The organism is Kiloniella antarctica (genome assembly GCF_042682825.1).
In the GTDB taxonomy this organism is placed as follows: Bacteria; Pseudomonadota; Alphaproteobacteria; order Kiloniellales; family Kiloniellaceae; genus Kiloniella; species Kiloniella antarctica.
In genome coordinates this window covers 354,655-369,790 of the sequence record NZ_JBHUII010000013.1, presented here as the reverse complement: position 1 = coordinate 369,790, position 15,136 = coordinate 354,655, and the positions used below count along the sequence as shown (strand labels likewise).

The window sequence follows — 15,136 nt, the reverse complement described above, 5'->3', positions numbered from 1 at the left end:
TCAATAATTTAGACAATTTATCTTAAATTGTATGTAGTTTTTGAATTGCCTTTGGAAACAGGCTTTTAACACAAATAAAAACAGCTCCTCAATTTGAGGAGCTGTAAAAATAATTTTTTAGTTGAGTTTATTTGTATTTTCTAACGAACAATTCTAATGAGTTCGTCCAGCATCTCATCTGCAGTTGTAATGATCTTTGAACTCGCTGAGTAGGCCCTTTGTGTAACAATCATATTGGTGAACTCTTCTGCAAGGTCAATATTTGATGCTTCGAGTGAGGATGATGCTATCAAACCTGCACCACCAATCTTAGGTCTGTTAAGGATGAAATTACCTGAATCGGATGTTGCGCTGTAAGCATTACCTGTCCGGGCTTCAAGACCGTTTGGATTGGGGAACATTGCGAGTGGAATTTGTGCAATATCGAGTTGTTCTCCGTTATCAAATAAAGCCGTTACGACGCCTTCCTCATTAATGGAGACACCTCTGAAATTACCAAAGCTCACCCCATCTTGTTCTGTGCCATTAACAATAAAACTTCCCGAGAACTGAATAATTCCATCTGCACCGCCTATGGTGCCACCATCAAGAGTTATTGTACTATTCGTAGCGCCAGTACTTCCTGTCGACCAATCAATTGTGATTGGAGGTAAGTTTATAAGGCTTGGTGTGCCACCTGAAAAATTAATTGACCGAGGCAGGCCTGTAACAACACCACTTTCTACACCGTTGAGCGTAGGATTTAAAACGGTGACATCCCACGTATTTGCTGCTGTCTTGGTAAAGGCGATATTCATATCGTGAGTATTGCCTAAATCGTCAAGAATTTGAGTAGTCGCAACATATTGATCGTTGTATTGTTGTGATGAAGATGCTGAAGCTGCGGCCGTTTCGGTAATTCCAGCTCCGAAACTTGCTATATCAACACTACTACTGGAGCCGTTACTCCATGCATAGAGCGGATTTGGAGGTGGAAATCCTGACGTTGGGCGACCTGTCACTGGATCAAAAACGACTGTTGTTGGCCCGCCATTTGTTACTGTGCCGCCTCCTGGTGGGAGGGCTTCAATTGACCATTGGTTTGCTGCTGCAAGTTTCGTCCACCGGTATGTAACAGCTTGTGCCGTATTGGTTTCATCATAAACTGTTAAGTTGACGTCATGTGTCGCTCCGGTAAGAGCGGTGTTATCAAGATTGACTTCCATTAAAACATCACTGGTCTGTGCCGTGGCAAGAGCCGTGGATGGTAAATTTAAATCAATACTGAGGTTCGTTGTTGCTCTAGCTGAGCCATTCAAATTTGAAATATTTACAGTGTCAAGGCCGGTGAAAGTGCTGCCGCTGGTTGGAGTGCTGGCACCAGGTGTTATCGACCAGCCTTGTAAATAATAACCACCGGCATTAACAAGATTACCAGCTGCATCAGGCCTGAAAGATCCTGCACGAGAAAATAGATATTGCGTGCTGGTGCCTGTTGCAGGGCGATCACTGACAACAAAAAAACCACGTCCGGCAACGGCAAGATCGGTTCCTGATGCTGTCCCTTGGAGCTGTCCTTGTTTGTCGATGTTACTCAAAGGAGCAGAGCGTACACCTCCAGATGCGTATTGTGTTGCGCTTGCGGATTGAGCTACGAGAGTAGAAAAACGAGCGCTGACACCTTTATACCCAATGGTATTTACGTTGGCGATGTTGTCTGAGATCATCCCCATCGCATTACTTTGTGCATTGAGGCCGGACACGCCAGCATATAGGGCTCCGTATATACTCATGATCTAATCTCCCTATTTGTATAAATTCCATCGTGACAATGGGGGCATGTCGTTGGATGAGGAATACTTCTTGATATATTGGATCTCATCTTAGGTGCTCCCAGTTGTGGTTGTCGGTTTTTGTATGATGGCCTGAACACTTGTGATCGGAATTTCGACTTCACCCATGTTAAGAACAACTTGGCCGCTATTGAGTTGAATTCCTGTGACGGTACCTTGTATCCCTTGGGCCGTTTGAATTGTTTGGCCGTCTTTATCTGTAGCGACGACGGCAAACCCGTACAATCCGTTTTCTAGGGTGTTACCGTCCGCGTCTTTGCCATCCCAATGAATTTCATGTTGACCAGATGTTTTTGAGCCTTGAAGCGTTCGTACGGTTTCTCCGGTCGAATCAATGATTTTGATTTCGGTTTTATCTGAATTCCCAGAGAGAGCGTAGATAATATCTGAACCGTCGTCCTCAAGATTAAGTACGATACTGTCTGCTCGAACTTCTTTTCCGACGTAGTCCAGTGCCGAACTGAGCTGGCTGTTGTTTTGGAGTGCAATCAAGCTGTCTAGTTTTGTATTTGTTCCGATTGCTGCTTCCGTTTGAGAGAACTGTGTAAGCTGATTAACAAATTCATTGTTATCAGTTGGGTCGAGAGGGTCTTGATATTTTAATTGTGTGGTCAGGAGCTTAAGGAACATGTCAAACGTATCGTTAAGCGAGTTCCCGCCAGTAAGATCGGAATCTCCGCCCGTACTTTTATAGGTGACACCATTTACTGGTGCGGGAGTGTTTACTGCTGTTTCCATTATCTTATTCTCCTGCCATCTCGATTAAACACTGATATCAAGATCACCATCATGAGATGAGGTGGTGCTTGCTAAATCAGCATTTTCTGGAAGATCGCTTTCCGTATCGGATGAGCCATCAGTGTTGGAAGCAAATTCAGAATCACTATTGGTAGAGCGATTTTGTTCACTTCCATCTTGCTTTAGGTTGAAGCTAAGGCTTTGACCGTCTGTCTTGAGGCCAGCTTCTTGAAGGGCTTTTTCCAGTAGACGAGAGTCTCTTTGTAAGAGATCTAGCGTGTCTGGGCGTTCAGCAGTAATTGTTGCCTTTATGGATCCACCTTCGATGATTTCCATTTTAACATCTACGCGTCCTAATTCAGACGGATGCAGCTTTATGGAGATGCTGTCTTTGTTTTCACCTAAGGCTTTTTTAATATGTACAGAAACTTGATCAGCGGTGGTCAAATTCATCGACTTTAACGTGCTTTGTGTCGAGGCGGTATTTGCTGTGCGGGATGTCGAGCTCAGTGTTTGTGAGAAACTTGAACTCTCACCTAGAGAAGAGGCTTTAATGCCTGTTGTTACTCCGGCATCGGCACGCGCGAGCCCGGTGCCATTTTGCGACTGATTGTTCGTGTTATTTCCGTTTTGTCCTTGAGTAGCAGCGAACACAGCTTGTGCTGTCTGTGTCGGGCTTGACCCTTTAACATTCGCTGCGGTAGTTGATGACGCAGTGTTACTGCTATTAGTGGGTTCAGCTTTACTTTGTGTGCTAACGTTAATCGAAGCGGAAACTTTTGCGTTTTGGGTTTCCATGGCGGTAACAGAAGCAGAAGCCGTGAGGCTACTCATTGGCTTTGAGGTGACATCAGTTTGCGTCGTTTTTATATTGGCAACACTATTTGCTTTATCGCCGCTTCCTTTTTCCGAACCGGAATTAACTGTGGCAGGAGCAGAGGTGCTTTGCGCTAGAGACTGGGCAGCCGGACTAGAGCTTGAGACGGGAGAAGATGCAATAGATTTTGATTGTGTACTCGCTTGTGTTGATGCTTCAACGACAGTGGCATCCATTTTGGTGTTATCTGACGTATTTTGCTCAGTAACATCATCACGGGGAGTATCGTCAGATGCGGCAGTCTTGTTAGCGTGTTCTTTATCGTTGCTATCTTCGTTCTCATGATTTGCCGCAGAGTCCATATCTTCCGATGCGGCTTGATTGTCGACGTTCTCTTCGGTTGGCGAAGCATCCACTCGCTCGTCCACGGTCGGGGTATCATCAATAGCTCGCTCTGCATTGCTAAAAGATATATCTCTTTCAGCAGGCCAAGGCGTTCTACTTAGGATATTGCCAAGAATAGAGTTGTCCTGCTTTAAACTAGGATTAACTGCAGTCGACCGTTTGGAGTTACCAGTCAAATTTAGGTACTCAGCAAAGTCTTGGTTTGGCGTAGAGGCTTTTTGTACTTTTGTTGACGCTTGAGTGTCAGCGGTTCGGTAATTATCAATAGTGTAGTAATTCATCTGACTTATCCTCAGTTTCCTTTAGGCGAGATGTAGACCAGAGCGCTTATGATTTTCCGTCGCGGAGAGAGGCCAGGCAAAACACTCTTCTTCAAGAGTAGGGTGTAATGTTGTCCATATTTGTCGGAAATTCATGATAAGAGAGAGGCACTCTCTGGCAGCTTCTAAATCATTTTTAACGTTTATTCTCACCATATTCGCGATGATACCTAGATAGGTTTGCATAAAGGCATTTCGTATCCCTTCAGAGATATCTGCCTTCATTTCTTCTTCTATGGCATCTAAAAGTGCTGTCGCTTTGACTGTTGCGTTGAAGCGTTTTTCTATCTCAAGAGTGGTAACAGCTTCTTTGGCTTCACCCAGTGCATTGATCGTCTGATTCACAAGCATTAAGACTTCACCGAGAGATGTGTCCAATGAGTGAATTGAAGGTGCAGTATTGTCGGCTTGCCAATGCATAATATTTCCAATCTATCTTGAGTAAAATAAACTCACGAAGAATTATGCAAACCTTGGGCCAGTTTTTGTTTAGAGTTTAGGCATTGATTTTAAACATAAAAAAATAACGAATGTTGTTCTAGGAAAAGAATGCCGGGTGTGAGGTTGGGAGGTGAGGACAAAGGTGCCGACCAATTAAATAGAAACTTTTTGTGCAGACGATTATCTGTTCAGAGTGTCAGTTACTCTTTGTTCAAGGTATCGACCGTAGCTGCTTCCCTCGAAATTAAGGGCAAGCTTTAGAAGCTGTTTTTTTGATATGTAGCCCATATTGTAAGCCACTTCTTCAATGCAACATATCTTTAGACCTTGCCGATCCTCAATAATTTTAAAGAAAGTCGAGGCATCCATTAGGGATGTGATGGTTCCTGCATCAAGCCAGGTGGTGCCTCGTGATAAAATTTTTGCTCTAAGCTCCTTATTTTTTAAATAGATATTATTTAAGTCGGTAATTTCCAATTCACCTCTTGTAGAGGGGGATAGGGACTTTGCGTGTTGAACAACTTGATCATCATAAAAATATAACCCTATAGCAGCGATGTTTGATTTAGGGATACTCGGTTTTTCTTCGATAGAAATAACGTTGTTGTTTTTGTCACGCTCAATTACCCCAAACTGTTCCGGTTCACGTGTATGGGCACCAACTACATATGCGCCTTTTGATAAGGACAAACATTCGTTCCATACCAAATTCAGTTGTCCCCAGTATAGTATATTGTCTCCGAGGATAAGGCAGATAGGTTGGCCATTTATAAATTCTTCTCCGAGTATGAAGGCCTCGGGTAGCCCTTGAGGAGTGTCTTGTACTTTATATTGTATGGAAACCCCAAGCTCTGATCCATCACCCAAATTCTCTTGTATGGAGGGGAGGTCTTTCGGAGTACTGATAATCAATATATCCCTAATCCCCAACAGCATAAGTGTTCCCAGAGGGTAATGGAGCATTGGCTTGTCATAGACAGGTAAGAGTTGTTTGCAAACAACGTCGGTTAGAGGGCGTAAGCGAGAACCAGTTCCTCCGGCCAGTATGATTGCTTTATTAATCATGGTTGGTCTCTTTCGTGTGAGGGATTGGGAGCATTGAATTACTTATGCGTATTTTGGCCTGAAACATTCATACATATCAAATGGATAATTTTTTGAACTCTAAATATCCCCTGTCTAGTTTTGTTTGCTTGGTAATAGGAATAGTTTTCCTCATCTATGGGGCAAAAACAGTGCTTAGCTAGGAAGATAGGGTTAATGGGAAATTATTTATTATAAGCGTTTCTAGTGTAAGTATCTGATTTTTAATATTTAAATTAGTTGGCATTACCTTTGCATAAATAACGTTGAATTCAACAATGCCGTCTATGGCGGTGGACCAGCAAGAAGCTGTTCCGTTGAGCTAAATGTGAAAGGAAAGAACATGCCTACAGTAACTACAAATACAGCAGCCAACTCGGCTCTGCGATTTTTGAACCTGAACTCTCAGAGATCCGGGAGTTCAATCTCTAAGCTTGCCTCTGGTTCCCGTATTGTAAACGCTTCCGATGATGCGGCGGGTTTGGCTATTGGTACGAGATTGCGTGCAGATAGTAATGTCTTGCAACAAGCTTCTATCAACTCCGCTCAAGGTGCATCAGTAATGCAGGTTGGTGACGGTGGTCTAGCTAGAGTGTCAGACATTCTTCAAAGAATGAAGGCTCTTGCTGCGGCTTCTTTGTCTGGTGTGCCAACGGATACTGAACGTGGTTTTATTAATTCAGAATATACCCAGCTCATCGCTGAAATTAGCGGCGTTGCGGCGAGTACACGATTTAATGGTGAGTCTTTGCTCGATGGTACAGGGACACAGTTTGGCGCTGGCCCAGTAAATTTCTTTGTTGGCGTTACAACTGCGGATGTCATTACTGTTGATATTTCGACGATAAGTGCAACGGCGTCTAACTTTTTAGCTGATGGTCTTGCGACATCAGGTGGTGGTGTTGCTAATCTTAGCTTGTCTGGTGTGGATACAGCTGCGAATGCATCAATTGCTATGGCATCTGTTGACTTGGCTATTAACGAAGTTTCTGAAGCGCGGGCCAATATTGGTTCTATCGTTTCAAGATTTGAATTTAGGCAGCAACAGGTAGCGACATCTAAAGAAAATATTGATGCGGCTTTGTCCTCTGTTGTTGATGTTGATTTGGCGGCAGAACAGGCACGTTTGGTTTCTAGCCAGGTTCTTGTTCAGGCCTCGGTCTCTGCGTTATCTCAAGCGAACCAGTTGCCTCAAACGCTTCTGTCATTACTTCAGTAAAATAGTACTTTGCTTTCACATGGCTCTTAGGGCGCCCAGGATGGGCGCCCTAAATTTCGAAGTCAAATTTAATGTGTTAAGCCTGTAGCTGCTAAGTATTAATAAGCTCAGTATAGAATTTTAATTCTTTTACTCATTTTAAAGTTATATGATAAAATATATCTCTTAAACTTCCACAAATATTCAATTTTGAGATAACTTTTGATCCCTCTTTTTCAACCAGATATGCCCACCGCTGATGAGTTGGTTCCCTATCTACGGCAGATGGATCATGATAAGTGGTATACGAATTTTGGTCCAAGATTAGCTTCTTTTGAAGAGCTACTGGCACAACAATTTAATGTAAATCGATCAAAAATTGTAACTTTAACAAGTGCAACTGCTGGCTTGACAGTTGCACTAAGATTATCTCTGTCGAAGTTAAGAAAAACGGGAAGCCCTTTTCGGCAAAATTTTACCTGTTTACTTCCAGCTTGGACATTTGTTGCTTCTGCTCAGGCTGTCCTTGAAGCGGGAGGGCAACCTATATTTTGTGATGTTGATCCTGTTTCAGGGGCTTTGACGCCAAGTCTCGTCGAAGAGTATTTACAAAATTCGAATAATCCCCACCCAGATATTATTATGCCCGTTGCTCCATTTGGCGCAGAGATTGATGTACGTTTATGGGATGAATTTTCAGAAGAAAAGAGCATCCCGGTTGTCGTCGATGCTGCTGCCTCGTTTTGCTCCCTAACACCTGGAAACAGTCCTGCTGTGGTTAGTCTGCACGCTACGAAAATATTTGGCGTTGGTGAGGGCGGGTTTGTTGTAACGAAAGACATAGCATTAGCAAAACGAATTCGAGAATACACAACTTTTGGTTTTTGTGGAAGGCGCGTGGCTGGAGTACAGGGGGGGAATTACAAATTAAGTGAGTATCACGCGGCTGTTGGTCTTGCACAATTTGATCGTTTTTTGACAATAAAGTCAAAAAACTTAAAGAGCCGAGAACGATATGTGAAAGCTTTAAGTGAAATTCCTAATGTACGGCTTTTAAAGGGTGAAGCTGGAAAATATGCAACTACATTTAATGTGATCGTTGAAAATTTACTGGCGAAAGATGTTGTGAGGAATTTAAAGAACGCAGGAATAGATGCTGGTATTTGGTGGGAGGATATTCTACCCCAGAACCCATTATTTAACTCTCTTTCTCGAAACAATATCTCGATGTTTCCGGTATCAGCATCCTTGTACACTCAAGTGTTGGGGGTGCCATTTTCACCATTTTTATCCGAATTTGATATAAAAAAGGTTGCGATAAAGCTTAAGCACATTAGCGAGTCGGGGTCTTAATTGTTCTTTAAATCAATTGTTTACCTAGGTGTCAAATATCGCGCTTGCTTCTATTAATAGTTTGTTAATATATTCTGTAGATTATTAGGATCATAAATCTGTTTATCATAATTGTATTGTTGTGATCATGATTTAAGTTATTTTTTTCAAGATGAGAAAGATAACGAGTTGCCAAGAAGGCGACTTTAAACTGGCTTTATCCAGGATGGATTTAGCTTAACATACTTCAAGTAGAAGGAATAATAATATGCCAGTTGTGGCTACAAATACAGCAGCTAATGCTGCAACACGTTTCCTAAATATAAATTCTAATGCAGCATCGAACGCGGTTGCGAAGCTTGCTTCTGGGTCGCGTATTGTACGTGCATCTGATGATGCGGCTGGTTTGGCCGTTAGTACAAAACTTTCTGCTGATGTTAGTGCGCTAAAACAAGCGTCAGTCAATGCGTCACAAGGTGCTTCGATTCTTCAGGTTGCGGATGGTGGCCTAGCACGTATCAGTGATGTTCTTCAGCGTATGAAAGCTCTTGCGGCTCAATCATTATCTGGTGCCGTTTCTGATACCGAAAGAGGGTACATCAATACTGAATTTCAAGCTCTTTCAACTGAGATTACTGGTATTACGAGTACCACGACCTTTAACGGTCAGACGCTAATCGGTAGTTTTAACCAAACTTTCTTTGTTGGTACAGCTGTTGCTGATACGATTGTTGCGAATATTTCTGCAACAGGTGTTACTGCCCCGACTGATAACATTTCAACTTCAGGTGGTGCTGTTACAGCTTTTGGTACTGTGGATACTGCGATTGCCGCTGTGTCTAGTTCAAGGGCTACCGTTGGTGCGCTTATTTCTCGTTTTGAAACCCGTGGCTCACAGGTTGCGACTTCAATTGAAAACATTGAGGCTGCAAACTCAACAATTAAAGACGTTGATTTGGCTGCAGAGCAAAGTAAACTGGTTACGGCCAATGTCTTGACACAGGCAGCTGTGTCGGCTCTTTCTCAGGCAAACCAGATTCCACAAAGTCTATTGAGAGTTCTTCAATAAGATTTATAATAGGGTTAGGAGCTTTCGGGTTCCTAACCATTTTTCTTAATTATAGGCCATATTGGGTATAGAGTGGAGGAGAAAAAGAATTGTCCGATTTAACTATTCAAAATCAACCTGCTCGTTCTGTGCCTAAGGTGTCTAATTCTGCTCCCGTTCAGGCGGTAACAAGTCAAACTTTGCCTGCTAAAGCGGCAAGTTCTTCCGGGGCATTAGGTTTAGATAATTTAAACCGTACGTTATCTGGTGGAGCCAGTGCTTTAAACAGCCCTGCTGATAGTAATGTTATAAAGGATGGAGCTTCAGCTAAGGCTGGAGGGAATGGTTCTTCGAACATTATGACCTACAGGGATAGTGATTCAGGCCGGCTGGTTGTACGCGTGGTGGATGAAAACAGCAATGCTGTGATCTCTGAGTTCCCAAGTAAAACAATGTTGGGAAATTATCCCAAAATTGTACCGTCTTCTGTTACACCGGATGTAGATACAAAAGTATAGTTGGAATGCATTTTGCATAAATAATTATACTTTTGATATGGAGTACGACATGGACGCTGGAAATTTAACATTCATTAATGGTGTACCTCGAATTACAGGTCAGTATTCAGGCTTTGATACGGCTGCTATTGTTGAGGCGACGATTTTAGCAAAACGTATTCCTGCTATTCGTATGGAATCTACGATAGAAAATAATGATCTTAAGACAGCTGCTTATGGTCAATTGAATACTCTGTTATCCAATCTTAAATCATCTCTTTCTGGGTTACGAAACCCACCTGGTCTTTCAGGAATTGATAGTAATCTTTTTGAAAATAAATCGGGTTTCTTAACATCCTCGACTTCTACTCCCGCGACAGACCTTCTTGGTGTTTCGTCTACCAATTCTTCAGTAACAGGTACATACGATGTTGAAATACTTCAAGTTGCCACAGCAAATAAAGTGTCATCAGGTAGCGTTGCTGATGGTACGGCAGCTCAAGGTGTTACCGATACAATAACAATTGGGCTTACCGGAGCTACAACCAAGGATGTAGCAATCACATCAGATATGACGCTTTATGAAATTGCCGAGGCCATAAATGGTGTGACTGGTGATACTGATGTTCGGGCATCTGTAATTAAAGTATCGGATACTGATTATCGATTGATTGTTACAGGCGAGGAAACGGGTAAGGCCGTTTCTATAAGCGGAGCAGGTAATTTCCTGTCGACATTTGGGGATGGTGCTAACCTGAGTGAGATTCAGGCCGCGGACAAAGCTCAAATTAAAATAGATGGAATCGCGACTGTTATTGAGCGAGATAGTAATCAAATTTCTGATGTTATTGAGGGAGTTACATTACAGCTTTTCAAAGCTGAAGTAGGTAATAATATTAAAGTCGAGTTAGATCATAATTTGGGTGCTGTAAAAGAAGCCATTAACAATTTTGTTGTGGCTTACAATGAGATAAAAGATTTTGTAAAGTCGCAACAGAACTATGACCCAGCCAGCACGACATCATCAAAACCTATTTTGTATGGGGATGATATACTGCGCAGAATTGATACGAATATGACCTCAATTCTTGCGAATGGTGCTCTTGGTGTCGATAGTACGGGGTTAAATAACATTAATCTTATTGGTCTTGCCTTTGACGACGATAATAAGTTGACCATAGATGACACGAAATTGGATGACGTCCTTGTTAATAATTTAGAAGGTGTAAGGGATGTTTTCGAATTTTCATTTAAAACGGATGATAGTCGTTTAAGGGTGATTTCAAGATCTGAAGCTTTGAATGTTGATGATTTTGAGCTTATAATCGATGGAGTTGACGGAAGCGGTAACATTACGGGAGCGTCTGTGACTGGGTACGGAGATGTTTTTGATATAAATGGTGCTGGCCTGGTAGGGAAGGCGGGGACAGCCTTTGAAGGTATAACTCTTGCTTTTGTCGGAACAGCAGGAAGTGGTGCTCAAACAATAAATGTTAAGACGTCTCTCGGTATTGCCGATAACTTATTCCAAGGACTTGACAGATTTGTTAAAACGGGCACAGGGGAAATTCCAACCCGTCTTGAACAGTTGACAACTGATAACACTGATATGAATGAAAAAATTCAAGCAATTGACGCGCGACTTGAGTTAACTAAGTCATTTTTATATCAAAAATATGCTCGTTTAGAACAGGTGCTAGCCCAAGCTGATGCAACTAGAAAGCAGTTAGAAGCTTCTTTAAGTCAATCGTCATAATTCCCAAAGAGTAGGCCTAATGTATCCTAACCCATATAGCTCTAACGCATATACGCAGGCTTCAAAAAATGTAAGTCCTATGAGAGCAATTATTTTGCTTTTTGAAGGTGCAATCCGCTTGGTAAATGATGCTAAACGTTACGATAGCGAAGGGGACTTTGAGAATCGATTTAACGCCGTGGATAAAGCCTCAAAAGTTATTTTGGGATTGCAAGGGCAGTTGGATTTCGAAAATGGAGGGGATATCTCTCCTATGCTGCACCAGTTCTATGACAATCTTTTTATCCGTATGATGCAAATTAATACAAGAAATTCAGAGGCAATAATCGAGGACGTTCTGGATAGTTTAAACCAAATGAAAGAAACGTGGATAGAAGTCGCCAAGCAAACAGAGGGGAAAAGTGCACAGGTACCTACGGCAGGAAATACACCAGTAAATAATGGTAATATTGAAAATAATAGTGGGTCACGTTCTGCATCACTTAGCGTGTAGAGTATGTTACATTTCTTCTGATTGTTAATGAATAATTTTGTTGCTCTGGGCTCCTTGGTGGGAGCTTTTTTGCTTTAGGGGTTCCATGGATAAATACATCATATTTGGCGCAGGTGGATTCGGGAAAGAAATAGCGGAATATCTCTACGATAGTTTAGGTGAGGGTGTATTAACGGGAGAGCTTGTTGGTTTTTTAGATGATACAATTCCTGTTGGATCCATGGTTTCAGCCGAAGCAAAAGTGCTGGGTTCATTTGATACTAATTTGCCGATTGATGAATTTAAGTTCCTTATTGGGTTAGGTGATCCCCGAGCTAGAGCAAATGTTTACCGTAAATATAAAAATAAGGGAGCTGCCTTCCAAACTCTTATTCATCCAAGTGCTTATATGTCTTCTTCTGGAAGCATAGAGGAAGGGAGTATTTTATGTCCTTTCTCTTTTTTTGGCTCTTGTTCGCATATGGAGCAAAACAGTTTGTTGAATATATATTCTTCAGTAGGTCATGACTGTAAGGTCGGTGCGCACACAGTTTTGTCACCCTATGCGACGTTGAATGGTAATGTGACATTGAATTCTGAAGTGTTTATTGGAACAAAGGCGGTTATCACTAAAGAGTGTATTTTAGGGCAAGCTTCAAAGGTTGCTGCGGCCTCAGTGGTTTATAATGATGTTCCAGATGGTTCACTTGCTTTTGGTAATCCTGCTAGAATTAAAAAAACAATTTGATATTATAGCTTGAAGCTTGGGCTCCTCACATAATTTTCAATACAAGGCCATCTTATTAATATGAAATTAAAGCAAAAAAAAATTTCTAAAGACGATTTCCGCTTAGATGAATTATTACGATTAATGACTTTGGGAAAATATCCAGAAGTTGTTACAGCCTGTCTCGAGCGGCAAAAAACGAAAAAAAATTCTGCTGTTGATTATGTGCTAGGCCACGCATTATTCCGATTAGGTGATATAGAAAAGGGATGCCAAAGTATAGAGCGAGCCCGCTTTAAATCAGTAAAGGACCCTTATTGTCTCTATAGAATGGGACATCTGTCATTTGAAACGGGACATCTTGAGCAGGCAGCGATTTGTTTTAAAAAAGCCGCCTCCATTGATGGAACTTTTTGGGAAGCCTTATTTAATTTAGGTAATACGCTAAAGCGGCAGTTCAAGTATCATGAAGCCATAAAATATTATCAAAAGGTAATGAAATTAAACACAGAATTTTTTGATGTATTTTTTAACGCTGGCCAAGTATATGAAACATTAAAGGATTTTAAAAATGCGCAGGAATGCTACGAAAAGGTAATTTCCCAAAATAGCCGTGATGTGGACGCTTTGTGTGGCTTAGGTCGCTGTTATTATAATAATAACGAGAAAATACTTGCCCGAAATTTTTGGGATAAGGCTATTGAAATTAACCCGAAATGTGCCGCCGCATATAATGATATTGTTAGTACTCTCATCCAAGAGGGAGATTTAGATACAGCCCAAAGCCACTTGGATGCTGCAATAGAGGCTGGTGTTCAGCACGAGACTATTTATCTAAACATGGGCCGCATTATATATATTGGTTCTAAAGATAGGATATTAACTCAAAAAATATTTGAACAAGGGGTCGAAAAATATCCTAGAGTTCCAGAGCTTTGGTCTGCTTTACTTGGACTTATGATTGATGAAGCTCGGTATAGCGAGGCAGAAGAAATTTTAAAGGCTCTTTTTTCTGAAGGGATGGGGATTTGGTATCTCAAATTAGCAATGAGCCGCCTTTTATTTGAAACTTCCAGGTTAGATGAAGCCGAGTTGATTATGGAAGAGTTGTTAGAGTTAGATCCAAATAACCATATGTTTATTAGTTCACTCCTGACCTTTAAAGTTTACAATTCTAGGCATACACTTGAAGAACGATTTAGAGCTCATAAAAAATATGGCGCAATAATAGAACAGAGTAAACAAGGTATTTTACCAACGAGGACTTATGCTCCTCAAAAAAATAAGAAAATCAAGATTGGGTATGTTTCTCCAGATTTTCGTGATCATGCTACAAGCCGATTTATGGAGCCTATTATTGCTAATCATGATCGAGGATTTTTTCATATAACTCTATACGCTCAAAATAAATCGGTTGATGACACAACGCGACGGCTTCAAACTTATGCGGATGATTGGTGTTCGACCTCAGTTCTAGATGATCTTCAATTGGCCAAAAAAATTCAAGAAGACGAAATTGATATTCTGGTGGATCTAGCTGGGCATACGCCAGGAAATCGACTTCGTGCTTTTGCTTATAAGCCTGCACCAGTGCAGGTTAGTTTCGTCGGCTATCCCTTTACAACAGGAATGAAATGTATTGATTATTACATTGCAAACGAGACGTTGGTTCCAGAAGAAAACAAAAAGTACTTCATTGAAGATGTTCAATATTTAACATTTGAAAATAATAAAATTCGTAAATCAAAGGTTCTATGGGCTCCTGATGGAGTGGTTCCTAATGAAAAAAGCCCTAATTTAAATAAAGGCTATTTTACTTTTGGTTGTTTTAACCGATTGGAAAAAATTTCTCCAAAGATGTTTGAGGCGTGGGTTGAGATTCTTAAGCGAGTACCAAATTCTAGGCTTTTATTGAAGAATAGAAATTTTGATGGTGAAGGTCTTAGGTGTGAATATATAAATTGGTTTGTCGAGCATGGAATAGACCAAGAGAGACTTGATTTTCGTGGTAGTTCTGACCTTAAAGGATATCTAAGCTCCTTCAATGAGGTTGATATAGGGTTAGACACTTATCCATATAACGCGAGTACAGTCTCATTTGATTCTTTAGCAATGTGTGTTTCTTTCGTCACGCTTCAGGGGGAGAGCACTCATTCTCGTTTAGGGGCATTATTACTCAGATCCCGTGGTCTAGATTATTGTATAGCTGAAGATTACAATGATTATATTGATAAAACTGTAGAGCTTGTTGGAAAGCCGGATGTTCTTGCTCTTCAAAGAGAGTGGCATCATCTAAGGCGCGCAAACGAAGCGTTTGACTATACGGTTGGGCCTATTGAGAAGCTTTATAGAAAATTTTTATCCGCTAAATCAGAGTGATGTATGCGTTAAGTCGAACTGGTTTTCGAAAAGTAGTAGCTTTTGTCGTGGCAATGATAAGAACATCAATATTGTTACGAAGGGAGATGGA

The 15,136-nt window shown here is 41.3% G+C and carries 13 protein-coding genes; 8 read left to right on the top strand and 5 right to left on the bottom strand.

Features of this window, described 5'->3' with window-relative positions; genetic code table 11:
- Nucleotides 1-140: 140 nt before the first annotated feature.
- The 5 genes from ACFSKO_RS20320 to rfbA form a co-directional block, all read right to left on the bottom strand.
- On the bottom strand, nt 141-1,772 hold the full coding sequence (locus ACFSKO_RS20320; protein WP_380255133.1) for a flagellar hook protein FlgE: 1,632 nt from the start codon (nt 1,770-1,772) through the stop codon (nt 141-143).
- Between the two features lie 90 nt (nt 1,773-1,862).
- Entirely contained in the window at nt 1,863-2,570 is a 708-nt protein-coding gene (locus ACFSKO_RS20315; protein ID WP_380255131.1) for a flagellar hook assembly protein FlgD, read from the bottom strand.
- 24 nt (nt 2,571-2,594) lie between these two features.
- Nucleotides 2,595-4,073, bottom strand: coding sequence for a flagellar hook-length control protein FliK (locus ACFSKO_RS20310; RefSeq protein ID WP_380255129.1), 1,479 nt, complete (start codon nt 4,071-4,073; stop codon nt 2,595-2,597).
- A gap of 21 nt (nt 4,074-4,094) precedes the next feature.
- On the bottom strand, nt 4,095-4,532 hold the full coding sequence (locus ACFSKO_RS20305) for a flagellar protein FliS (RefSeq protein WP_380255127.1): 438 nt from the start codon (nt 4,530-4,532) through the stop codon (nt 4,095-4,097).
- A gap of 201 nt (nt 4,533-4,733) precedes the next feature.
- On the bottom strand, nt 4,734-5,618 hold the full coding sequence (gene rfbA / locus ACFSKO_RS20300; RefSeq protein WP_380255125.1) for a glucose-1-phosphate thymidylyltransferase RfbA: 885 nt from the start codon (nt 5,616-5,618) through the stop codon (nt 4,734-4,736).
- A gap of 361 nt (nt 5,619-5,979) precedes the next feature.
- On the opposite strand from rfbA, the gene ACFSKO_RS20295 reads away from it, so the two are divergent.
- The 8 genes from ACFSKO_RS20295 to ACFSKO_RS20260 all read left to right on the top strand — a co-directional run bounded on the left by ACFSKO_RS20295 (nt 5,980) and on the right by ACFSKO_RS20260 (nt 15,045).
- Entirely contained in the window at nt 5,980-6,855 is an 876-nt protein-coding gene (locus ACFSKO_RS20295; RefSeq protein ID WP_380255123.1) for a flagellin, read from the top strand.
- A 201-nt stretch (nt 6,856-7,056) separates the two neighbouring features.
- A complete protein-coding gene (locus ACFSKO_RS20290) occupies nt 7,057-8,187 on the top strand; it encodes a DegT/DnrJ/EryC1/StrS family aminotransferase (protein WP_380255121.1) in 1,131 nt (376 codons plus the stop codon).
- A gap of 247 nt (nt 8,188-8,434) precedes the next feature.
- Nucleotides 8,435-9,235: a flagellin gene (locus ACFSKO_RS20285; protein WP_380255119.1), complete on the top strand. Its 801-nt coding sequence runs from the start codon at nt 8,435-8,437 to the stop codon at nt 9,233-9,235.
- An 89-nt stretch (nt 9,236-9,324) separates the two neighbouring features.
- On the top strand, nt 9,325-9,732 hold the full coding sequence (locus tag ACFSKO_RS20280) for a flagellar protein FlaG (protein WP_380255117.1): 408 nt from the start codon (nt 9,325-9,327) through the stop codon (nt 9,730-9,732).
- A gap of 49 nt (nt 9,733-9,781) precedes the next feature.
- Nucleotides 9,782-11,467, top strand: coding sequence for a flagellar filament capping protein FliD (gene fliD, locus ACFSKO_RS20275; protein WP_380255115.1), 1,686 nt, complete (start codon nt 9,782-9,784; stop codon nt 11,465-11,467).
- Nucleotides 11,468-11,486: 19 nt separating this feature from the next.
- Nucleotides 11,487-11,960, top strand: coding sequence for a flagellar export chaperone FliS (fliS, locus tag ACFSKO_RS20270; RefSeq protein WP_380255113.1), 474 nt, complete (start codon nt 11,487-11,489; stop codon nt 11,958-11,960).
- An 85-nt stretch (nt 11,961-12,045) separates the two neighbouring features.
- A complete protein-coding gene (locus tag ACFSKO_RS20265) occupies nt 12,046-12,687 on the top strand; it encodes a NeuD/PglB/VioB family sugar acetyltransferase (protein ID WP_380255111.1) in 642 nt (213 codons plus the stop codon).
- A gap of 60 nt (nt 12,688-12,747) precedes the next feature.
- On the top strand, nt 12,748-15,045 hold the full coding sequence (locus ACFSKO_RS20260; RefSeq protein ID WP_380255109.1) for a tetratricopeptide repeat protein: 2,298 nt from the start codon (nt 12,748-12,750) through the stop codon (nt 15,043-15,045).
- The last annotated feature ends 91 nt before the right edge of the window (nt 15,046-15,136 follow it).